Annotated in this window: 29 protein-coding genes; 28 read left to right on the plus strand and 1 reads right to left on the minus strand. The window is 37.7% G+C overall.

Annotated features, from left to right (window positions below; genetic code table 11):
* The first annotated feature begins 17 nt into the window (after positions 1-17).
* From ACFPYN_RS03030 to ACFPYN_RS03120, 19 genes are all read left to right on the plus strand, one after another.
* Positions 18-1,181 carry a phage major capsid protein gene (locus ACFPYN_RS03030; protein WP_377732440.1) on the plus strand — a complete coding sequence of 388 codons (1,164 nt, stop codon included), beginning with the start codon at positions 18-20 and terminating at the stop codon, positions 1,179-1,181.
* A gap of 34 nt (positions 1,182-1,215) precedes the next feature.
* Positions 1,216-1,479, plus strand: a complete 264-nt coding sequence (locus tag ACFPYN_RS03035; protein WP_377732441.1) for a hypothetical protein — start codon at positions 1,216-1,218, stop codon at positions 1,477-1,479.
* An 8-nt stretch (positions 1,480-1,487) separates the two neighbouring features.
* Positions 1,488-1,778: a hypothetical protein gene (locus ACFPYN_RS03040; RefSeq protein WP_377732442.1), complete on the plus strand. Its 291-nt coding sequence runs from the start codon at positions 1,488-1,490 to the stop codon at positions 1,776-1,778.
* Positions 1,762-2,127 (plus strand): phage head-tail adapter protein, encoded by a 366-nt coding sequence (locus ACFPYN_RS03045; protein ID WP_377732443.1) that lies wholly within the window; start codon positions 1,762-1,764, stop codon positions 2,125-2,127. Before ACFPYN_RS03040 ends, ACFPYN_RS03045 begins: the two co-directional genes overlap by 17 nt.
* On the plus strand, positions 2,120-2,536 hold the full coding sequence (locus ACFPYN_RS03050; RefSeq protein ID WP_377732444.1) for a hypothetical protein: 417 nt from the start codon (positions 2,120-2,122) through the stop codon (positions 2,534-2,536). Before ACFPYN_RS03045 ends, ACFPYN_RS03050 begins: the two co-directional genes overlap by 8 nt.
* On the plus strand, positions 2,514-2,945 hold the full coding sequence (locus ACFPYN_RS03055) for a hypothetical protein (protein WP_377732445.1): 432 nt from the start codon (positions 2,514-2,516) through the stop codon (positions 2,943-2,945). Before ACFPYN_RS03050 ends, ACFPYN_RS03055 begins: the two co-directional genes overlap by 23 nt.
* Entirely contained in the window at positions 2,946-3,533 is a 588-nt protein-coding gene (locus ACFPYN_RS03060; protein ID WP_377732446.1) for a phage tail protein, read from the plus strand. It abuts the gene before it with no gap.
* A 61-nt stretch (positions 3,534-3,594) separates the two neighbouring features.
* Positions 3,595-4,065 (plus strand): hypothetical protein, encoded by a 471-nt coding sequence (locus tag ACFPYN_RS03065; RefSeq protein WP_377732447.1) that lies wholly within the window; start codon positions 3,595-3,597, stop codon positions 4,063-4,065.
* A gap of 187 nt (positions 4,066-4,252) precedes the next feature.
* On the plus strand, positions 4,253-8,452 hold the full coding sequence (locus ACFPYN_RS03070) for a phage tail protein (RefSeq protein WP_377732448.1): 4,200 nt from the start codon (positions 4,253-4,255) through the stop codon (positions 8,450-8,452).
* A gap of 1 nt (position 8,453) precedes the next feature.
* A complete protein-coding gene (locus ACFPYN_RS03075; RefSeq protein ID WP_377732449.1) occupies positions 8,454-9,023 on the plus strand; it encodes a phage tail domain-containing protein in 570 nt (189 codons plus the stop codon).
* The gene (locus tag ACFPYN_RS03080; protein ID WP_377732450.1) at positions 9,024-9,329 is read left to right on the plus strand and encodes a phage distal tail protein; all 306 of its coding nucleotides are present in this window, start codon (positions 9,024-9,026) and stop codon (positions 9,327-9,329) included. It begins immediately after the preceding gene.
* Positions 9,330-9,346: 17 nt separating this feature from the next.
* A complete protein-coding gene (locus ACFPYN_RS03085) occupies positions 9,347-9,991 on the plus strand; it encodes a hypothetical protein (RefSeq protein WP_377732451.1) in 645 nt (214 codons plus the stop codon).
* Between the two features lie 33 nt (positions 9,992-10,024).
* Positions 10,025-11,479: a siphovirus ReqiPepy6 Gp37-like family protein gene (locus ACFPYN_RS03090; protein ID WP_377732452.1), complete on the plus strand. Its 1,455-nt coding sequence runs from the start codon at positions 10,025-10,027 to the stop codon at positions 11,477-11,479.
* A gap of 16 nt (positions 11,480-11,495) precedes the next feature.
* A complete protein-coding gene (locus ACFPYN_RS03095; protein ID WP_377732453.1) occupies positions 11,496-12,899 on the plus strand; it encodes a hypothetical protein in 1,404 nt (467 codons plus the stop codon).
* Between the two features lie 11 nt (positions 12,900-12,910).
* Positions 12,911-13,081 (plus strand): hypothetical protein, encoded by a 171-nt coding sequence (locus ACFPYN_RS03100; protein ID WP_377732454.1) that lies wholly within the window; start codon positions 12,911-12,913, stop codon positions 13,079-13,081.
* A 14-nt stretch (positions 13,082-13,095) separates the two neighbouring features.
* On the plus strand, positions 13,096-13,632 hold the full coding sequence (locus ACFPYN_RS03105; RefSeq protein ID WP_377732455.1) for a hypothetical protein: 537 nt from the start codon (positions 13,096-13,098) through the stop codon (positions 13,630-13,632).
* Positions 13,633-13,647: 15 nt separating this feature from the next.
* Positions 13,648-14,088: a hypothetical protein gene (locus tag ACFPYN_RS03110; RefSeq protein ID WP_377732456.1), complete on the plus strand. Its 441-nt coding sequence runs from the start codon at positions 13,648-13,650 to the stop codon at positions 14,086-14,088.
* Position 14,089: 1 nt separating this feature from the next.
* Positions 14,090-14,230, plus strand: coding sequence for an XkdX family protein (locus ACFPYN_RS03115; protein ID WP_377732457.1), 141 nt, complete (start codon positions 14,090-14,092; stop codon positions 14,228-14,230).
* 449 nt (positions 14,231-14,679) lie between these two features.
* Complete coding sequence (locus ACFPYN_RS03120; protein ID WP_377732458.1) at positions 14,680-14,850, plus strand: hypothetical protein; 171 nt, start codon at positions 14,680-14,682, stop codon at positions 14,848-14,850.
* A gap of 104 nt (positions 14,851-14,954) precedes the next feature.
* Here ACFPYN_RS03120 and ACFPYN_RS03125 read toward each other — a convergent pair whose 3' ends face one another.
* Entirely contained in the window at positions 14,955-15,494 is a 540-nt protein-coding gene (locus ACFPYN_RS03125; RefSeq protein WP_377732459.1) for a hypothetical protein, read from the minus strand.
* Positions 15,495-15,617: 123 nt separating this feature from the next.
* Here ACFPYN_RS03125 and ACFPYN_RS03130 point away from each other — a divergent pair, with 123 nt between their 5' ends.
* The 9 genes from ACFPYN_RS03130 (at position 15,618) to ACFPYN_RS03170 (ending at position 21,041) form a co-directional block, all read left to right on the plus strand.
* Complete coding sequence (locus ACFPYN_RS03130) at positions 15,618-15,803, plus strand: hypothetical protein (RefSeq protein WP_377732461.1); 186 nt, start codon at positions 15,618-15,620, stop codon at positions 15,801-15,803.
* 72 nt (positions 15,804-15,875) lie between these two features.
* Positions 15,876-16,346: a phage holin family protein gene (locus ACFPYN_RS03135; protein WP_377732462.1), complete on the plus strand. Its 471-nt coding sequence runs from the start codon at positions 15,876-15,878 to the stop codon at positions 16,344-16,346.
* Position 16,347: 1 nt separating this feature from the next.
* A complete protein-coding gene (locus ACFPYN_RS03140; protein WP_377732463.1) occupies positions 16,348-17,415 on the plus strand; it encodes a peptidoglycan recognition protein family protein in 1,068 nt (355 codons plus the stop codon).
* A gap of 352 nt (positions 17,416-17,767) precedes the next feature.
* Complete coding sequence (locus ACFPYN_RS03145; RefSeq protein WP_377732464.1) at positions 17,768-18,247, plus strand: Panacea domain-containing protein; 480 nt, start codon at positions 17,768-17,770, stop codon at positions 18,245-18,247.
* Positions 18,231-18,890 (plus strand): hypothetical protein, encoded by a 660-nt coding sequence (locus ACFPYN_RS03150; protein WP_377732465.1) that lies wholly within the window; start codon positions 18,231-18,233, stop codon positions 18,888-18,890. The genes ACFPYN_RS03145 and ACFPYN_RS03150 overlap by 17 nt, the downstream gene beginning before the upstream one ends.
* Positions 18,891-19,125: 235 nt before the next feature.
* Positions 19,126-19,269, plus strand: coding sequence for a hypothetical protein (locus tag ACFPYN_RS03155; RefSeq protein WP_377732466.1), 144 nt, complete (start codon positions 19,126-19,128; stop codon positions 19,267-19,269).
* Between the two features lie 117 nt (positions 19,270-19,386).
* A complete protein-coding gene (locus ACFPYN_RS03160) occupies positions 19,387-20,358 on the plus strand; it encodes a hypothetical protein (protein ID WP_377732467.1) in 972 nt (323 codons plus the stop codon).
* Positions 20,359-20,462: 104 nt separating this feature from the next.
* Entirely contained in the window at positions 20,463-20,684 is a 222-nt protein-coding gene (locus tag ACFPYN_RS03165; protein WP_377732468.1) for a transcriptional regulator, read from the plus strand.
* Entirely contained in the window at positions 20,685-21,041 is a 357-nt protein-coding gene (locus tag ACFPYN_RS03170; protein WP_377732469.1) for a hypothetical protein, read from the plus strand.
* Positions 21,042-21,208: the final 167 nt, after the last annotated feature.

The raw sequence follows: 21,208 nt of genomic DNA on the forward strand, positions 1-21,208 counted from the left end.
AAATGGAGGAACGAGAAATGGTGAAAAATTTAGATCGAAATAAAGACGGAATCAAGAATCGCGATGAACAGATTAAGGCGATGAAAGAAGCTTTTGAAAGTGGAGACTCTTCAATAGTTGCTCAACGAATCGTTGAAAACTACGAAAACAACATTGATCATTATCAACAATTGATGGATAACGTCATTAAAGAAGCAAGTCAGGCTCGTGCAGAAAACTGGGATGAGCAAGTACTTGCTTCTCGTGGAGTGCGTGTACTAACAAGCGAAGAGAAGAAATTCTATAATGCTGCAGTTGAAGCCCAATCGTTTAGTGAAACAAGCATTTTGATGCCACCAACAGTATTCGAGCGAGTATTCGAAGATCTTCAAAAAGAACATCCATTACTTTCACGAATCAATTTTCAACAGGTTGGAGCAACTACAAACTGGGTCGTACGTAAACCAGGTGCAGCTACAGCTTTCTGGGGTGATGTCTGTGAAGATATCAAGGAAATGATTGATGAAGGATTTGAAACAATTGAACAAGGTATGTTTAAACTAAGCGGATTTTTAGTTGTATGTAAAGCGATGTTTGAACTTGGGCCAGAATGGTTAGATCGATATGTTCGATTGTTCATGCAAGAAGTCGTTTCAGATGAACTTGAAAATGTAGTCGTTGCAGGTACAGGAAACAAGCAACCAATTGGGATGACTAAAGATTTAGACGCAGCAGTTGTTGCTGGTGTATATACAGACAAGACTTCTGTCGTATTAGAAGATTTCACCCCTAGAACAATCGGTAAAGAAATTCTTGCACCTACGACCAAAGGCGGCACTCAACGTTATACAGGGGTTACCTTAATTGTTAATCCTTTTGATTATGCTTCAAAGTTCTTTGCTCTTGGTGCAAAACAAAAAGATGATGGTTCATGGACGTTTGATAACTTCGCAGTTCCTGGCTTGGATATCATTCAGTCTCCAGCGGTACCACTTAACCGAATGGTATCTGGTAAGCCTAGTGATTATTTTATGGGTGTAGTTGGGCAACAAAAACTAGAATCCACAGATGTGTTACGAATGATTGAAGACCAACGTTTGTATCTCATCCGTCAACTAGCAAACGGTCGTCCGTTAGATAATGATGCATTCCAAGTGTTTGATATCACAGCTGTTGGTGAACCGGTACCAGAAACACCTTGATCATAAAATTATTAAATTTAGGGAGGTCCTATAAATGGCCAAAGTAATTGCTATTCGTCAATTCAAAGAAGTTCATCATGACGGACATGTTTATAAACCAGGCGACCCATACCCGGCATATGGTTTTAAAGCTGTTGCTAAACGTGTCTCTTTCCTTTCAGAGGTACATCCGAAACTTGGACATGTCTACTTGAAAGAAGAAGAGGAACAAGGTACTGAAAAAGAAGAAGTCACAACCAAAGCAGAAAAAAAAACCGAGACTAAGACGAAATCTAAAAATCCTGCTGACGAAGAGTAGGTGAAGACATGGATTTTTTAACTGATTTAAAAGGGCGACTAAATGTCACTTGGAGTGACGATGACCAAGATTTAATTAAAATCATCGAACGAAGCAAAGCTTATTTTAACGACATTGTTGGAAGTGAATTGGAGTTTGTAGATGACTTAGTGGTTCAAGAATTGTTGTTAGAAAGATGCCGTTATGTATTTAATAATGCTGCAGATGATTTTCTAATCAATTTTTCAGATGACCTGATGAGGTTACGCATGCGAGTCGCCATCAAACTAAGGGGTGAAGCGAATGTTGAAATCATCTAAAAATCCTTATCGCGAAACCTTAAACGATGGTTACTTGATTTATGGAAAGAAAATTACTGAACGGACAGCAAGCTTAAAAAAGATAGGTGAGACTTTTCTTGAAGAAGGAAAGCTCGCCTTTCGTATTTTGTCTGCTCGCGAAAGTGACTACCAAATGATTGGTGCGATGAACAGCTCGTTAGATTTAAAGGTGAAAACCTTGAACCCTCCTAAGTTTTTACGTATATCAAAAAATGATTTAACGGTATACATCAAGAATGAGGAATACGATGTCATTAAGGCAGATCGTGATGATGATCGAACATATCTCTATTTTTATTTGCAAAAGGTAGGTGTGCGTATTGAATGAGAAAGCAAAAGCACATATCCAGCGTGTGAATACAAGTATCATCACTAATCTGAAAGCCAATTTCCCGTCCATTCTTTTGTTTCGTGATGAAATCACATCTGAAGAAGCAAGCGCTTTTGAACAAGGGACACGCTTTTGGGCGATGGTTTTCGTGCTTGGTGCATTAAATCCTACTGATAACCGCACCAAATTAACACAAACTCTACAAATTGATTACTACTCCGAGGATAGAGATGATGTCGATGAAACTGTGTTAGATATCATATCAACTCTTTTAAACGTTAAAACAGTGGAGTTTGTAAATACCATCCCGTTAAGAGCAAAAGTCAAAGATACCGATCGTTTTGTTGATGTTATCAGCATCAACTTTAGGAGGTCGATTCCGATTGAGTGTACGAATCGAATTTGATTATAGTGAAATTGAAAAACTCTCTACACGGTTAACGAACCTAGGCAAATCTGCAGAAGCTTCAATGAATGAATCCCTAAAGAAATACGGGCTTGAACAAGTTAAATCTAAAATAACTCCTCTCATCCCCATTTCTACAAGAAAAGGAAGAGAGAGAAATAAAACGCACGCAGCTACAAGTGATTGGGCAAAAGCTGAGTATAGAAATTTAGAACTGGTTGTAAAACCTAAGGGTGGAGCAGCGAATAAAAGAGGCTCTTCGGGTTATCTTGTGTTTCCAGACAAAGGGATAGGTTCGCATAATCGAACACCACTTGAGTTCATGGACCAAGGCCGAGATGTAGCTATACCAGCGATCATTAGATTACTTGAAATAGATTTGCTACAGACAATAGAGGAGGAATTATAAATGCCACCAGTAACTTTTTTTGATGCGGTTAGCATCAACAATGTAGGTATTCAATTTAAAGAAGGAGACACGTACGAAGCCGGAACTACATTTGGGTGTGTTGGTTCACTTGAAGGGGAATCAGATGTATCGGAAAAACAATTAAAATGTGGAAACCAAGTGTTAGGTAGCATTACGAAAGTGAATTTCATGACATTCACTGTAACGGCTGCAAATGCCCCATTAGCGGTTGTGCGAAAGCTATTCGGACTAGAAAATACAGGTTTAAAAACAGGTGTATATGCTCTTGGAGAGAAATCAAAAGGCAAAGACTTTATCTTGACTGCTGATATTGAAGACGAATTTCAAGATGTCACAAAAATGATTGCCTTCCCTAATGCATCAAACATCACAGGATTAAAAATTCAAGCGATTGAAAACGGTGCAGATGAAGTGGCGAATCTGGAGTTTGAATTTCGGGCATTGAAAGATGCCAACGGTAAATTTTACTATGAGGCGATGTCTGATGAGGTTGTAGACTCAATCGTAAAAGAGCAATGGCATACAGGCTTTACACCCGCATTAGTTGCAGAAATTGAAACCCCATAAATCGGAAGAGCCTTCACTTGAAGGTTCTTTTTTATTTGAATTATACGAGGAGGACGAAAAGATGAGTAAGAAAATTCACAAAGTCGAGCTATATGAATCACGTATTGTAGAGGCAGAAAACGGTGAGTTTGTTGAAGTGAAAGAAAGCAAGAAAGTATATCCCTTGTTTTTGACAAACTACGCGATGCAAAAAGGGCGTGACCTTGGCTACATAGAGAGCTCTCTTTTAGAAGATTTCTTGAAGATTCAAAGTGAAACGGCCCATCTCGATAAAGATGAACAAGCCGCTAAAGCTATAAGCATTTTGAAAGAAGAGAAAGCAACGAAGATCATTTACTTGGGTTATATCGGAGCTGTTCGCGACAATGCAATGGCCTATGAAGAATTTCTTGAACGCTACCATTTAAGTTATCCAGAAACGCTTGAACTTTATGCGAACCTGATTTCAGCATCAGTTGGCGGAGAGAACAATGGCTTTTCAATGGGCTTAAATAAGTCGACACAAAATGCTTCTGCTAAAGAAAAAAAGTGAAACCTCCAATACTCAAAATTGAGTGTGTGGAGGATAAATATGCCTTATATGTATTGAGCTCTGGCATGTCAGAAGAATTATTTTGGCATGCGCCACTTTCAAATGTACAACGAGTGTATGAAAGTTTATCTGCCTTTAAAAGTTGGATGAACAATCCAAAAACATCCTAGAAAGAGGGGTGAAATGAATGGCAGGAAATCAAGAAGCAGTAGTTAGTATCAAACTATTTAATCAAGACTTTAACCAGTCGATTAAAGAAATGAAAGACGAGTCAGGTCAGTTACGTAAAGAATTTGTCTTACAAGAGCAACAAATGCGATTGACAGCAAGTGAGGCAGATAAATTCGCAGCTAAGGTGGAGTATCTGGCTCAACAACAAGCCTTGGCTGTTCGGAAAGTTGCCGATACTGAAGCACAATATGAGCGTGTGAAAGCTCAATATGGTGAGACCTCTGTTGAAGCTCAACGAATGGCCAATGCGGTTCTTGATGCGCAGATTGCTGAACAACGACTTGCAAATGAACTTACTCAAACAACAAGAGCCTTGGATAATGCACAAAGTGCAGAATCACAATTGGGTGATGAAATAGATGCCACCACCGGTGATATTAATGAGCAGAATAATAGTTTAAAAGAAATGGGAGATAACCTCAAAGGTACTGGCGACAAAATAAAGGATGTTGGGGGAAGTCTTTCAACGAATTTAACCGCACCAATTATTGCATTTGGCGTTGCGGGGGTTGCGGCCTTTAACTCTGTGGACGAGGCTGTTGATACGATCATTACTAAAACAGGAGCTACTGGTGATGCGGCAGCGGATTTACAAGCAAGTTTCGAGGAAGTGGCTGGACGAGTACCAGATGACTTATTGTCAGTCGGTGAAGCCATAGGTGAGGTAAATACTCAATTTGGTTTTTTAGGTACAGAGTTAGAAGATAACTCTCAACTAATGCTCCAATTCGCATCTATTAACGGAACAGATGTCACATCTGCATCAATCGCTGCTAAGAAAGCAATTGAAGCTTACGGGCTAGCTAACGGTGATTTGAATAACGTATTAGATGCAGTAACTAAAACAGCTCAAGACACAGGTCAAGCAGTAGACTTTTTATTCGATAAAGCTATTGCTGGAGCTCCTCAGATTAAGGCGCTGGGTTTATCTTTTGAAGAAGGAACTGCACTGATTGGTGGGTTTGAAAAAGCAGGCGTTGACTCATCTGCATCTTTAGCAAGTTTAAGTAAAGCTCAAGTGGTCTTTGCAAAAGACGGAAAGACTTTGGAGCAGGGTTTAAATGATACAATCAAAGCTATTTTAGGAGCTAAAAGTGAGACAGAAGCATTGACATTAGCTTCTGAAATATTTGGAACTAAAGGCGCAACTCGAATGGTTGATGCTATTGGAAGAGGCACATTTAATCTAGATGAATTTTCAAACGCTGGTGCGAATGCAGCAGGAGCAGTGAAAACGACATTTGAAGAAACTGTAGATCCAATTGACCAAGCGGCGATTGCAATGAACAATGCAAAACTTGCTATGGGGAGAGTAGGAGATGCAATTCAAGTGGCGTTATTACCATTCTTTTTACAAGCAACAGGTGCGTTACAGAAATTAACGGTTTGGTTCGATGAATTAAGCCCTGCAATGATTAACTTGATCTTAATTATTGGAGGAATCGTGGCAGCTATTGGACCTCTTTTAGTTGGTTTTGGAATGTTCATATCTTCTATCGGTTCGATCATGGGATTTATCGGACCGTTAGTTGGAGGTATAACACAGACTGGTGGCGTATTAGCGGCACTGACAGGCCCTATTGGAATTGCTATCGCGGCCATAGCAGGATTAATTGCTATAGGTATACTAGTTTATCAAAATTGGGATACGGTCAAAAAGAAAGCATTAGAGGTCTGGAATGGGTTAGTGCCTATTGTTCAGCCCGCGATAGCAGGCGTCGTCTCGTTTGTAACATCTAAAATGAACGAGCTGAAAACTTTTTGGAACGCGAATGGTCAACAACTTCTTAAAGCCTTCACAAACATATGGAATGGTATTAAAGCAGTTATTGATTTCGTAATGCCTGCCATATTATTTGTTATTAAGATGGTATGGGAAAATATTAAAGGCGTAATCAATGGGGCTATGAATATTATCAAAGGACTCATCCAAGTTTTTGCTGGATTGTTCACAGGTGATTTTTCGAAAATGTGGGAAGGAATCAAAAACATCTTTAAAGGTGCAATTGAGTTTGTTTGGAACTTGTTCAATCTTTTATTATATGGTCGACTTCTCAAAGCAGGAATGGCTTTATTTACTGGACTAAAATCCATCTTTACAGGTGGATGGTCGTTTATTAAATCAAGCACATCCAGCTTTTTTAATTGGATTCAAAGTTTTGCATCTAGTTCATTCTCAGGGATGCGTACCATTATTTCAAACACGATGACTACTATACGAACTACTATTTCAACTAAGTGGACAGAAGCAGTGAATTTTCTTAAGGCAATCGATTTAAAGCAGATTGGTAAGAACATTATTGAAGGTTTGGTGAATGGAATAAAATCCACTATTAGCTCAGTGCTTGGTGTGATTACCGAATTAGCTTCCAACATTCCAGAATGGGCTAAGAAAATCCTTAAAATTGCCTCACCTTCTCGAGTGATGTTTGCCATAGGAAGATGGATTGGCATCGGAAATGCAGATGGTATTGCATCGACTAAGGCGCGAAATGAATCTGTTATGAAAGAACTTTCGAATGTAATTACGAATGTTGCAAAATCTACTGCATCCCAAATAGCTACTATTGGAAAAACGGCAGCTGCTGAACAATCAGCTATTTCTAAAAAAGCAGCTACTGATATTGCAGCAATTAGCAAACAAGATTCTGCGCAACAAATAGAAATTAATAGAAAAGCTACATCAGACATTGCCAAGATTCATGAAAAAGCTCACGATGCTAAACGAAAATTAACGACAGCTGAGGTTCGGAAAATTGCTGAAATAAAAGAAAAAGCTCATGAATCAAATCGCAAGTTAACGTCTTCAGAAGTTCTTAAAATCGAAAAGATTGAGAACGATGCAGACGCAAAGATTCTCTCGAGTAAAAAGAAAGCAAAAGCAGACATCGCTAAAGTTGAAGAACAATCAGCAAGTGACCGATTGAGCGCTATTCAAAAATTCATCGATAATAAGCAAAAAATCGAAGGGTTATCCCTAATCGAAGAGGCAAATATTTGGCGCAAGGCAGCTGATTCATTCAAAAATGGGACACAAGAAAAGATTGATGCACATTCTAAGTATCGCGATACGTTGCGTAAAATTGATGCCGACATAACGTCAACTAACGAAAAATATGCCAAACGAATGACCGATATCAACCAAAATCTCACATCAGACATAGCGAAGGTTAATGACGAGTTAGTTTCTCAATCAAAAGCTGCCAAAGACAAGTTAATTGCAGATGAAGAGCGGTTGAATGATGCGTACGCCAAAACATTAGAAGACCGATACAAATCCTTGAAAAATTTTGCGGGGTTATTCGAGAAATTTGATATTGCTCCGAAAGAATCAGGAAATGAGTTACTTTCAAATTTACATTCTCAAGTTGATGGTTTTAAATCATGGGAATCCGAAATCACCAAATTATCATCAAAGGCAATTGACCAGGGACTCATTGATGAACTTCGTGATATGGGACCCAAAGCTCTGCCTCAATTGATTGCGTTAAACTCCCTCACTGATGAGCAATTAACTCAGTACTCTGCTCTATACCTCGAGAAATCTGCGTTAGCGAGGGCTGAATCAGAAGAACAGTTAATAGGAATGAAAGCCGATACGCAATATCAAATCAGTGAATTACGAGTTGCTACAAACTTAGAACTAGACCGACTGAATACAGAAGCGCAACAACGAATCGCTGGATTGCGACTTGTTGCGAATAACGAATTAGCTTCATTAAAAACGGAATGGGTAGCAGAGATTGCGAGCATAACGAAAGCAACAGATGAAGAATTTAAGACGTTGACGCAAATCGGGATAGATGCTGGACAACGATTACTTGATGGTATGAAATCCATGCAACCTGCGCTAGTTTCACAAGCGACAGCAATTGCTAAGGCGGTAAACGCAGCCTTACAAGGGACAACGGGAGGGTCAGTTAGTGTTCCAAAAAGCTCTAAATCACAGAGCTCCAATAAAGATTTAGCTACTCAATTGGCGCAAGGAGCGAGTATTTCTTTATCTGGAAAGACCAATGGAACTAGCGGATCTAACTCGAAAAATTACAATGCTTCAGTAGTGAATAATTATCACGTTCCGGTGGTATCCCCGGCGGAGCAAGCGAGAAAACAAAAACAAACACAACGACAGTTGGCAATGGAATGGGGTGGATGAATTGAAAGAGCAATTAAAGTTTACAAACTCTAAAGGCGTTTCCCTCCATTTCGATTGCTCTACCTATCTATTTACAGCTTTAAATGGATTAGGCGATCTTGACGCGGATATTCAATTTCAAAAATCCCCTTATCAAGACGGTTCTACTTATATAGGCACAACATTTTCTGAACGTGAAATTTCTTTAGAAGTAACAATTTTAGGTGATGATTTAAAAGATGTTGCCAAAAAGAGAGCTTATTTTGCTGGAGTATTCAATCCCAAATTAGGGCTAGGAGAACTGGAATATACAATTGACGACATATCACGAGTTATCTTAGCGGTGGTCGAACATATTCCCATTTATCCTGCCTCAGATGATAGTAGACAAGACTTCTTCCAAACAGCTTTAGTCGATTTAAGATGCCCAGATCCTTATTGGCGTTCAGAAAGAGAACATGTTGAACAGTTAGCAACCTTCAGTGGTGGTTTGACCTTTCCTTTAGTCTTGCCAACTATATTTGGTAATCAAGAATCGGCAGCAAAATCAAGAATTGTCGTCAATGAAGGCGATTCAGCTACTCCCATCTAGGTGACATTTGAGGGACCTGCTACTTCACCGATCCGAATTGAAAACGAAACAACAGGAGAGTTTATTGAAGTGTCGCAAAGCTTGTTAGCAGGAGAAAAGTTATGGATTAGTACCGAGTTTGGAAAAAAACGTGTTGATAGAATTGCGGTTGATGGAACGAGAACTAATGCTTTTAATTATATCAATCTCGCAAGTACATTCTTTCAACTTGAATCAGGTAACAATTTATTAACTTACTCAACAGGAGAAGATTTCGAAAAAGCACCTGTGACAATTAAGTTTTATCCAAGGTATTTAGCAGTATAAAAAAAGAGGTGAGATGAATGGCAGAAGAATTTTTTATGTTTGATTCTGTGGATGCTGACCGTGAAGTAACTGCTGCTGATTTTGCGAAATATTATCATGAGTTACTTACAAACGGTGTCTTTTATCGAAATGATCTTCCGTCTTTGAAAGTGACAAAAGGAGTAGGGCTAATTTCAAGTGTGGAAATTGGTGCTGCGTTCATTGAAGGTTACTTATACCGTAATACCACACAGATTGATTTAAACCACACGACTGGTAACCCATCTTTTCCTCGTATTGATCGCGTAGTTGTTCGGTTAAATCGGAACATTACAAATCGAGATATTCGAGTTGTCATAAAAGAGGGTGTACCAGCAACGTCACCAATTGCACCTAATCTTGAACGAAATGATTTGGTGTATGAATTAAGTCTCGCTCAAGTAAGAGTAAACGCAGGTACTACTGTGATTGCAACAGTTACAGATGAACGATTAGATCAATCATTGTGTGGTGTTGTCTCAAGCATCGTTCAAGTGCCAACAGATGTTTATCAAGCTGAATGGGATGAATTTGTCGCTTCAATACAAACTGAAGCACCTGCTCTCGGTGGAATGGTGATTTCTGTACAATCCACAGCTCCAGTTAGCCCTTCCTCAAAAGATATCTGGATTGATACGGCTTAATAACAGAATTACGAGTGAAGGAAGGTGAAGTAAATGATTCGTATTTTTTCAGATACGTTCGATTTTATAACAGAAATTGATGCAGTTGGCAGTGTTATGTGGACGAAACGTTGGCATAAGCAGGGCGAGTTTCAGATTGTTGTTAATCAACATATGGAACATGTGGATGAATTACTAGAAGGTCGTATTGTCAGCGTTGGAAGCAACAAGACTGGAATTATTGCACATATCGAAGAAATGACATCTGAAAATGGCAAAGGTGACGATCAGTTAATCGTTAGAGGGTACGACTTGAAAGGAATCCTTGCAAAACGATTTACGATTCCTCCAGATGGACAAGCGTATGACGGACAAACGGCAGACGCAGAAACTCTGATGAAACAATTTGTAAATAACAATGCGGTTTTAACTACGTCAGAACGAATCATCTCAGATCTAACTGTGGCTCCCAACTTAAATCGTGGGAGCTCTTTCTTTTATCAAACCCGTTTTAAGAATCTAAAAGATGAATTGGAAAAATTAAGTATTACCTCAGGACTAGGATGGGAGGTTCAATTTGATGGTTCTTCTTATTTATTCGATGTATCGGAGGGCCGAAATTTAACGAGTACTCAAAACATCCATCCACCAGTTATTTTTAGTGTCGAGTTTGATAACGTGAGATCTCAAAAGGTAATTGAATCCTCTCTCGATTATAAGAATGTTGCGATTGTGGCAGGTCAAGGTGAAGGTGCAGCACGTGAAATTGCTTTTATAGGAACCGCAAGTGGTCTCGCGCGGAATGAAATTTTCATTGATGCACGAGATATTGCGGAAGATGGAAATCTACAGGATCGTGGTCAACAAAAATTAGACGAATATGCAAAAGTCGAATCGTTTGAAACATCAGTCTTACCATACGGGCCATTTGAATATGGGCGGGATTGGCAACTAGGCGATATCGTCACGGTACAGAATGCGAAGAAGACAAAGACAGCTCAATTACGGGTAACTGAAATTGTGGAAATCATTGAAAAGGATGGTTATCAATTAGATGCTACATTCGGACAGCCTCTACCAACCATAATCGAGAAAATCAAACGAGAAACTGATAACCCTATAGCAGAAGGTGGGGGCGAAGGCGTTGCAGGTGTAGACGGAACTGATGGTGCAGGCCTCGATTTCATATGGCAAGGGACATCTCTCGGGATTAAGAGAGACGAAGAAACGGCCTACCAGTATACAGACCTTAAGGGCGACCAAGGAGTGCAAGGTATTCAAGGGGAAACTGGACCTCAGGGTCTTTCTGGAGAAGTGCAGACATATAACCATAACCAAATTTCTGCAAGTACTGTATGGGTAATCAACCACAACCTCAATAAATTTCCGCATGTAGCTGTCATAGATAGCGCGGGCAGTGTGGTGCATGGAGATGTGGACCATATCGACACGAATACACTGGAAGTCAGATTCACATCAGCGTTCTCAGGTAAGGCAAACATAATCTAAAAGGGGTGTTTCATCAGTGCAATTTTTAACTAATATTGATTTAGGAAGAAACGAACTACAGAATGCTAGAATTCAAAACCTTGGGGCATTCCCAACAAGCCCAGTAACAGGTATGATTTTCTACCACACAACTAACAGCGCATTTTATGGATATGATGGTACGGCATGGCAGAATATGAGTTTGATATTTAATAACAAGGCTATCCTTGACGCGATTTCGGCCGCATTCACTACCGCCATGGAAACTAAGTTAATCGGTATCGCAACGAATGCCAACAACTACGTTCATCCGTCTAGTCATCCACCATCGATGATTGTACAAGATGCAAGTAATCGATTTATGACAGATGCTGAACGGTCGAAATTAGCTGGCGTTGCGACAGGTGCAACTAACTATACGCACCCTGCATCACACCCCGCAACAATGATTACTGGACTAGCAACTGTGGCGACATCTGGTACATATGCATCATTGAGTGGGCTACCAATTCTAGGAACAGCGGCTAGTAAAAACACGGGTACGGCTAGCGGAACAATTCCTATACTTGATTCTGGCGGTAAGTTGGACGTGTCAGTACTACCATCTACGGCAATCTCAGATACTTTCATAGTTACTACTGAGGTGAACATGTTGGCGTTAACGGTTCAAGTCGGTGATATAGCAGTACGAACTGATATCAGCAAATCGTTTATTCTAAGAGCATTACCATCGACAACACTAACGAACTGGCAGGAACTATTAACACCAGTAAGCGCGGTACAATCAGTAGCAGGCAAAACAGGAGTAGTTACATTAACCAAATCAGATGTAGGTCTGTCATCAGTTGATAATGTACAGCAAGCTACAAAAGTAGAATTTAATGCCCATACTGTTGATGTGGGTAACCCCCACCAAGTAAACAAGGGGCAAATAGGGTTGGGCTTCGTTGAAAACTATGGTATGGCAACACTTGAAGAAGGAAACCTAGGGTCCACTGAATTGAAATACATGAACCCATACACAACTAAACAGGCGGTATTGGCGAACGCACCAGTCAGAACAGTAGCAGGTAAGGTTGGTTTAGTCGTATTAGATAAAGCAGATGTAGGCTTAAATTTAGTGGACAACGTTAAACAGGCAACTAAGACTGAGTTTGATGCCCACAACAACGATGCCGCTAGACACGTCACTACTACTGAAAGAAACACATGGAACAGCAAGCCAGATAAAACTATGGTGAACATAGGAAATGGGACAAATACTAGTTTCGTTATCAATCATAGCTTAAATTCACAAGATGTTATTGTTATGATTCGTGAGATGGTGGCGCCTTTTAATGTGGTATACGCTGATGTAGCAATTACTAGTGCATCATCTATTACAGTATCGTTTGCTAGTGCGCCAACTGCCAACCAGTATCGCGCCACTATTATAGGATAGGAGGTTAACAGATGAAATTCTTAGGAGTTGATCTTAAGTTTGGAAGCTTTGATGTTTGGCATAAAGGTAATCTAATTAACTTAAGTCAGTTAAATAATGATTTGCCTCCGGTAACACCCGAGATTCACAAAGGAACAACAGCTCCCATTGATACAAATAAAATATGGATTGATACAAACTAAGGAGGTTGAAAGTTATGGCTAAGCAAAAGTATTGGAACGGAACAAGCTGGGAAGTAGTAGGTACAGATGCTGCTAAGGTAGCATTATTAGATAGTGCAGGTAAATTTGCTGCTAATAACCTAGAGGCGGCAATGCTTGAGCTTTTTACGTTTGCCAATAACGGAAAGACATCTATCGCCAACGCAGTAAATGCTAAAGGCGTCCCGGCTACATCAGCCGATACATTCCCGACATTGGCGACTAAAATAGGGCAAATCACTACTGGGGATAAGAAATTCGCAACTGGGACTGTTACCATTCCCTTGTATTCGGGGGTATTCACAGTTTCGGGACTTACGTTTAAACCGAAAATTGTAATAATCTTCCCAACCGGAACATCAGACCCATTGGTTCATACGCTATACATCGAACCCCAAACTTCTACCGAGGTTTTTTATGCAGGGTCTAATATTAAAAAATCGCTTGGCTCAACGTATTATGTTAATACTGGTGGCTTTAAGCTAGAGTGTAGCTTTTATGCTTCAAATTTCACATGGTTAGCATTTGAATAAAAGGAGGGAAGCATGATGAAAATAGGTAAAAAGATTTATTATGATAAACTGACTGGAAACGTCATTGTCAGTACTAGTGAGATGAATGGTAATGTTGTACCCACGTCAATGGAATATGACATGATGCTATATAAAGAATTATCTGAACGCAACCCTCAAACAGTCGGGCTGACTGAATTGTCCTATGGGGCATATTCTGAGGATTTTGAAGCAAGTATTGGTTATAGTATCGATGTTGTAACAGGTTTGATTCAGTTCACATACCCAGACCCAGACCCAGACCCTAACGCTTCTGAAGACAATAAGCCTAAGCCTAGGAAACCCCTAACAGAAAAGGTTGATGAACTTGAAGCAACCTTCATGTACGATTCAATGATGAAAGATATGGTCATTGATGATATGAATAATGGTCAGGCGGAAATGATGTATCAACTAATGATGAAAGGAGTGATTTAATATGGATTGGTATACATGTATTAAACGATTCTATCCGAAATATTGGACTAAAGAAATGGTAGGAGATGCCGTAGTTGCAGGAAAGATTAGTGATGTGCAGTATGAAGAAATTACAGGCGATGTTTACATTGCTGTTGCATAATCGACTAGCACCCATTGAGGTGTATTTTTTATATCAAAAATTAAACGTTCATAACTGCACAAGAGGATTAAAAAGGATGAGTTTGCTGAAGAAACTTCTGAGATGTAAATAAATTGAAACCATTCACTAGAATTAGCGTAATACAATAAAAGAGGGTGAATGAATATGTTAAATTTGATGGGAATAACACTTAGTTTCTTGGGCACCATTCTCACACTTAGTAGCGTTGTTTTTAGCAGACCAAACAAACAAGGTACAACTTATGATGAATTAGAGAAAATAAGTCCGAATTAATATCAAAATAAAATATTATCAATTTGCGGACTTGTAATTCTTACTGTTGGATATCTACTCCAGTTGTATGTTGCTACTGCAAATCTTTGATATTTGTTGAAGGATTTATTCCTCTTTTGTTGAATAATGGATGAAAGGGGAAGGGGGTTCTACTTGTGGGAATGAGCTGGCAAGATTCTTTAGACACGCCAATAGAAAATCTAACAGAAGTTGAAGCTAAAACTTTATTACATGAAATTGCAGTGACTTTAGCTGGTTACAACGACGACAAAGCAAAACATCACGATAAGATTGCTGAGATTTTCAGTAATTTAGCGAACACATAGTTTTATCTCGGGAAGGTTCAGCAAGGCGATCTTTTTGTTTTCATCCAAGCCAAAGGTTGCACCTTTTAGTATTACGGAACAAGCCTAAGTATAGATATTAATACTTAGACTAAATTAATTAGTGTTTTTATTGATTGAGTAAACGATTCATGAATTTCACGTGAGATGTCCAACAAGACTTTTTCATCATAAGACCTTCCATCTTTTTTGAATGGGGATACCAATAAAAGCTTCATTGGTTGAAATGGTGTAATGAAAGTCCACTGCTCTGAAATTTTTATTAAGTTTCTGTGTTTTGTCGTATTACAGTAATCGATTAAGTATATGGCGTTTGCATTCAAGTTGTTGAGTGATTCTTTCATGTCAGGAATCTTCTCAACATTTATCATTACAGTTGAAAAATATAAAGAACTACTAGATAATTTCAAATGCCTGTGTCTATTAATAAACTGAGCTAACAAATCGAGTGTAGACTGATAAACCAACATCATTGCTGTAAACTCAGACGAAGTAGCAATAATTTGTTGATCAGTATCTTCAAATAAATTAGGATTTGTCTCAGCGTCAATACACTGTTTATAATGGTAATCTGCCGATTTTAATTTAAAGGATAGAAAGTCATTATATTCTTTAGGACTGAACAAATGAATACACCTCCTGAACAAGTTTGCTACTAGTATCGTATTAGAGAATAGATTTAAATTCAACTACATTTGAAGGATTCCTCCCTCTTCTGTCGAATATTGGATGAAAGAGGAGGGAGTTTCATGAATAATTACATTATTGGATATAACGATGAAAATTTTCTAGTATCTGCAAAGAGCAGTTTGGAAGCAGTAACACTTTGGATAACAACCGAGCAAAAACAAAAAAAAGATGAAGGACGAATGATTCCATTTGATCCTGATATCTCTATAAAAAAACTAAGTGGCACCGTATTAAAAACAGAATAAGACAAATCAAGGAACGTCCAACCGGGCGTTCTTTTTGTTTTCCAAAAATAATGATTTTAAGGAGAGATGAAAATGACAGAAGGATTTAGTTTGGAACATTTAGACGTAGTGAGGTTTTATTTATTTGGGGATGTTAAATTCTTGCATCTGTTGCTCGTATTAATGGTCTTAGATGTGATCACGGGGATATTCAAGGCAATTAAAAACCACAACTTATGGAGCCGAAAGAGTCTGTTTGGATATGCACGAAAAATGTTGGTACTGGTAGTGATTATATTGGCCAATGTGATTGATCAAATACTTAATATGGGCGGAGCGATTACATATGCTACCGTTATTTTTTATATTGCGAATGAAGGACTTTCCATTTTGGAAAATTGTGCAGAGTTAGGTGTATTGGTTCCTGCAGGGTTAGCTGAGAAATTAAAAGTGGTGGAATCGCAAAAAGTGGAATCGGATTCATTCAAGAAAATAATCGGAGAAGAATTAGCGGGAAGTAAAGTGGATAAACAATTAGAAACTGCAAAGGAAGGTGAAAAATAATATGCCATTTCTTATGAAGTATCCTATAACAAGAAAATACTTACCTAATAAATCACGTAGACGTCCAGGTCTAAAAAACCTGGGAGTTTTATTTATTGTCGATCATGATACGGGCAATCCCGGTTCATCTGCACGTGGAAATGTGGGCTGGATGGATAGCACTGCAAATTTGGTTCCTTTGTTACAAGTATCATCCGCTCACACGTTCATTGATGACATTGAAATTATTGAATGTGTTCCTCTAGATGAAATGGCTTATCACGTTTTATTCGGTGTGAAAACAGACAATGCGCTTTATGGACATGATGCAAACCGTGCAGCTATCGGTGTTGAACTTTGTTATGGAGGAAAGATAAATAACCAAAAATCTTATGAAAAGTATGTTTGGTACAATGCGTATTTATGTCATATATTTAAGTTAGATCCAAAGAAACACATAACGGCTCACTATACTTTAGATCCAGGTAGAAAAACAGACCCTAAATTAGGCTTAGCGTCAGTTGGGAGAAATCTGCAGTCGTTTATTAAAGATGTAGAGAATGAATTAGAAGCATGTATGCAAGAAGTTAAAGGAGCTACCAAACCAGAAGTAAAGGAGAGTGTTAGTGTGTCCAATTATTTAAAACGTGGAGATACAGGTACAGCAGTTAAACAGTTACAAGAGAATTTAATTAAAGCTGGGTTGGAATTGTCTATAGATTCTAGTTACGGCCCAGCAACTGAAAATGCAGTCAAAGCATTTCAAACAGCTAACGGATTAACTGCAGATGGCTCTTACGGTCCTGTAACTAAAGTAAAATTAGATGCTTCAATAAAACCTAAGCCAGCTGTTACTTCAACACCTATAGAAAAAGGTGATGAAATCACATTATCAAATCTACTCAAGTTCTCTACAAACGAAGGCAAAAACGCTATTCTACGAGTCCTTAAGCGTTTTGAAATGAAGGACCACGCACTTGGCAAAGTATGGCGTGAGAAAGTGGAAAATGGTACGTTCACACAAGATGATTCTCACGAGGTAATGTGGGTAGCTGTTGATCGTGGCTATATTACTGGGAAGATGGAATAAGCTAATCGCCCCACTCTTAAAAGAGTGGGGCTTTTTGTCAATTAACTTGAATATGATATTCGATTGAAAACATAAAAAATATAAAAATATTATTATCTGAATATTTAGAGGATTAATGGTTTTGTATGTAGAATATAAAGGTAAGAAGATAATAGATTGTTAATCTTCATCCAACAGTGTTATATTTTATAATGCTATTAAATGCCAATTTGATTGATAGTTCTATAAGTTCATTAATTAATCATATGTTTAAAAAAGCTATAAAATGGCAAGCATCATTTTGTGCAGCTTTTACATTGAGAGGTGATGAACTGTGGGAGAATTATTTCATTTCGAAAGCAGGGAAAAAAATATGATACACACCTTACCTAAAAAAGCTGTTACTACCGTAAATGTTGTTGCAGATACATTTTTATCGATTGAATCCATGACGCATAAAAAACTTCAGAAGCTATGCTATTACGCTTATTCCTGGTATTACACTTACTATGAAGAGAAATTATTTAATAATAAATTTGAAGCATGGGTTCATGGACCGGTTGTGCCAGAACTTTACCGTGAATTTAAAGACTACGGCTGGCGAGATATTGAAATGAGAAATGTACCGGTAGAAGTTATGCAACATCCATTAATGCATGAATTTATTCATAATGTTTATAATTCTTATGGTCATCTTAATGGTAATGAATTAGAATACCTTACACATATTGAAGAACCTTGGAAAGAAGCGCGTGGACATCTAGGAAATCTAGATGCATGTTCAAATGAGATTAATGATTCTACAATCATGAGTTACTACCGTAAGGTCCTTGAAGATGAACAACAGGATTGACAAGAAAGATATTAAAAAACCCATCATACCTGTTGCACATGTTCCAAAAGGTAAGTCTAATGTTCCAACGATGTTTCCAAAGAAAATTCAAGAAGAAGTTGAAAAATTGAATAAAGAGAAGATTCACTTTTCTTTCAATCTTTTAGATACAACCCATCCTGCATTTAATTGTGGCAAAGTTGATAGTAGTTGGTTTATGAACTGCTTTGATAATTTTCACGCAGTATCAAATTTAACTTTTAATGAACTGCAAAGTCAAAGACGACATTATGACTTACATCGTCACAATTTTGAAAAAACTGCTTATCACTATAATGATAGTATCGCAGAACACGTCCTTGATCAGATTTCTCCAGAGAACATGATACAATTTAGGCTGTCAACTTCAGGTGGGAGAGTACATGGGATTAGATACCATAACATTTTTTATGTTGTTTGGTTAGATCCTTATCATAATATGAATCTAGACGACCGTTTTGGACCTGCTAAATTACATGATACACCTCTCAGACCTTATGACTTACTTGAAATTGAAATACAAGAATTAAAACTTGAAATAATTAGAAATCAAGAAGAAATTGCTGTTAAAGAACAAGATTACGAAGATGCTTTAATATTGCTTTATGAATGTGAAGCAAAATAAGTACACTTTTCAATTAAATTAAAGAGTTATAGCTAGTTTAAAAGCATCAAACAACTTGGTCAATATGGTTAATACGGTCCTTCTAAGTCGCACTCCAGGGTGTGGCTTTTTTATTTGCCCAAATGACGAAACTCGACGTACGAATTCATCTCACTTCTTTATATCTATCGAATATAGTGAGAAGGTAGGAGTCGCTCGAAGTATTCTCCAAAACGTCGAATGGATGGTGTACAAGTTGAACGTAAAACCAATTATTGTTGCTGCTTTACCAGTAGTGAAAAAAATAGGGAAAGTTGTAATAGTTGCTGCTGCTGAAAAAACTTTTGAAGACATTAAAGATAGGCTTGACGAAAAAAGAATGAAAAAGAATAAAAAGTGAATGCATAAACAAGATACTTGAAAAGACCACTCTTAATCGGGTGGTCTTTTTTGACTTATAGAGGGAAAATGGGTACTAGTATAGAATATTAAAGAATGAAATTAAGGAGGGTTACTATTGAAGTATTTATTTTTAACAGTTCTACATAATTTGAAATTAGAAGATTCACATAATAAAGGTAAAGAAATAAGTCCTGGAACAAGAATATCTAATAATAATGCATTAGTGAAGGAAGTATTAAAATCAGAATTATTAAAAGAAGCTGCAGGATTCCATTCGTTGAACGAATTTGAAGATACGGTATATTTATATGGTACAGGTGATTTTGATAAATTAAAGACATTGAGTGAAAAAGAAAGAGATGACAGCGAATATACATTTTACTTCTTGAGAGAAGCGCAATTTTTTGTGAATGAATTATGGGCAATAAAAGATAACAGCGTCTATGTAAGAGATGGTTTTCTTGTTGTGTATCAAGATTTCATCGAGGATGGTCTAACTTATAAAGGTGCACTATCTGCTGTTAATTCAAACGCGGAAGGCGACATTAAAGAATCAATATTTACTAATGAACAAATAAACAAAGCTATAATCTCATTTGGAAAAGATGTTATGCCGAACATTGATGAATTCATAAAAGGTGGAAAAATCCCTAATAATGAATTATTTTTTAAAGGTTCAATAAGAGCAGAAAGAGCTTCATATTTTATCTTAGAAGCAAGGAGTGCTACTCATTTGCCAATAAAAATTGTTTCTTACTGTACGGCATTAGAATGCTTTTTTACCACTGATAGTACTGAAGTAAATTATAAGATTGCTGAGAGAGTTGCCCTATTTTTAGGAACTACTCCTGAAGAAAAAAAAGAATTGTTTAATACGACCAAAAAGGCATATGGAATCAGATCGAGAATAATCCATGGATCAAGCCTAAAAGAGAAAGAAGCAAAGCTGATGATGGAGTTGTCTGTGAAATTAGATGACATACTCAGAAAAATAATTAATAGTGATATTAAAAAATTTGTACTCGATGATAATAAATTGAGCGAATACTTCATAGATAGATTGTTCAGTGATTCGACGCCTCAATAGGCGTCTTTTTTTACATCATTAAAATTCCATGTTGAAATTTACCATTGTTAAAAAACATACGTTCGCATATAATGGGAACAAGTGTTCTTTTTGGAGGGGTTAATGTGAAGGGAAGTCTATTGAGGTCCATGCGATATGGTCAGATTGTAGATGTTATGTATACCTCGAAACCTGGAGAAGTTACAAAGCGACGTATTAAAGTTTTGAAGCTAAATGGTGATTCATTCCAAGCTTATTGTTTCTTGAGAAATACCAAACGTACATTTTTGATTGATAGCGTCATGGCGTTGATCCCTGTTGAACGTAAAGAGAATATGGTGATATAGATGGCACTCATTCCAACTGAAAGTTTACCTTACTTTGAAAGCATGATTTACTTACCCATGATCATTATTTTATTGGAGCGAGATCGTGTAGTTTTTGAAAGCGAGAATTTCAAGTTAAGTCGACCATATATAAACATCATCGAACAGTCCATCAAAGCAGTGCAAAAGGATTTAAAAGAAACAAAATTATATCTAAGAAAGAACAACATGAAGATCATTAAAGGTACACGAGATGAAACATGTACAGAATACGCTTTCTTCTATGGTGGATATGAACAGCATCGAAGGTATCTAAATGTGAGGCTGCGTAATCGAGTAGAGGACCTGCTTGATGTGTATTTAAATATGACAAAATAAAAGCCCTACCACGTATTGTGAGAGGGCAATAAAACACTACGCTACACATTCACTACACAAAAATTCCAACAAACCAACCTATATCAAGGTTTTTCTTCCTGAAAAACAAGTCCTCCTGGGAAGTAATGAAGCCCAACCATGATAATTTGTAATGTCTAAATTTTTAT

Origin of the sequence: Paenisporosarcina macmurdoensis, from assembly GCF_042658845.1 — a bacterium.
Taxonomy (GTDB): domain Bacteria; phylum Bacillota; class Bacilli; order Bacillales_A; family Planococcaceae; genus Paenisporosarcina; species Paenisporosarcina macmurdoensis.

Bases quoted from the DNA above. Each gene is read 5' to 3' on its own strand.
- ACFPYN_RS03030 (WP_377732440.1), top strand. From the start codon at position 18: ATGGTGAAAAATTTAGATCGAAATAAAGACGGAATCAAGAATCGCGAT.
- ACFPYN_RS03035 (WP_377732441.1), top strand. From the start codon at position 1,216: ATGGCCAAAGTAATTGCTATTCGTCAATTCAAAGAAGTTCATCATGAC.
- ACFPYN_RS03040 (WP_377732442.1), top strand. From the start codon at position 1,488: ATGGATTTTTTAACTGATTTAAAAGGGCGACTAAATGTCACTTGGAGT.
- ACFPYN_RS03045 (WP_377732443.1), top strand. From the start codon at position 1,762: ATGTTGAAATCATCTAAAAATCCTTATCGCGAAACCTTAAACGATGGT.
- ACFPYN_RS03060 (WP_377732446.1), top strand. From the start codon at position 2,946: ATGCCACCAGTAACTTTTTTTGATGCGGTTAGCATCAACAATGTAGGT.
- ACFPYN_RS03065 (WP_377732447.1), top strand. From the start codon at position 3,595: ATGAGTAAGAAAATTCACAAAGTCGAGCTATATGAATCACGTATTGTA.
- ACFPYN_RS03070 (WP_377732448.1), top strand. From the start codon at position 4,253: ATGGCAGGAAATCAAGAAGCAGTAGTTAGTATCAAACTATTTAATCAA.
- ACFPYN_RS03085 (WP_377732451.1), top strand. From the start codon at position 9,347: ATGGCAGAAGAATTTTTTATGTTTGATTCTGTGGATGCTGACCGTGAA.
- ACFPYN_RS03090 (WP_377732452.1), top strand. From the start codon at position 10,025: ATGATTCGTATTTTTTCAGATACGTTCGATTTTATAACAGAAATTGAT.
- ACFPYN_RS03100 (WP_377732454.1), top strand. From the start codon at position 12,911: ATGAAATTCTTAGGAGTTGATCTTAAGTTTGGAAGCTTTGATGTTTGG.
- ACFPYN_RS03105 (WP_377732455.1), top strand. From the start codon at position 13,096: ATGGCTAAGCAAAAGTATTGGAACGGAACAAGCTGGGAAGTAGTAGGT.
- ACFPYN_RS03110 (WP_377732456.1), top strand. From the start codon at position 13,648: ATGAAAATAGGTAAAAAGATTTATTATGATAAACTGACTGGAAACGTC.
- ACFPYN_RS03115 (WP_377732457.1), top strand. From the start codon at position 14,090: ATGGATTGGTATACATGTATTAAACGATTCTATCCGAAATATTGGACT.
- ACFPYN_RS03130 (WP_377732461.1), top strand. From the start codon at position 15,618: ATGAATAATTACATTATTGGATATAACGATGAAAATTTTCTAGTATCT.
- ACFPYN_RS03135 (WP_377732462.1), top strand. From the start codon at position 15,876: ATGACAGAAGGATTTAGTTTGGAACATTTAGACGTAGTGAGGTTTTAT.
- ACFPYN_RS03140 (WP_377732463.1), top strand. From the start codon at position 16,348: ATGCCATTTCTTATGAAGTATCCTATAACAAGAAAATACTTACCTAAT.
- ACFPYN_RS03145 (WP_377732464.1), top strand. From the start codon at position 17,768: ATGATACACACCTTACCTAAAAAAGCTGTTACTACCGTAAATGTTGTT.
- ACFPYN_RS03150 (WP_377732465.1), top strand. From the start codon at position 18,231: ATGAACAACAGGATTGACAAGAAAGATATTAAAAAACCCATCATACCT.
- ACFPYN_RS03170 (WP_377732469.1), top strand. From the start codon at position 20,685: ATGGCACTCATTCCAACTGAAAGTTTACCTTACTTTGAAAGCATGATT.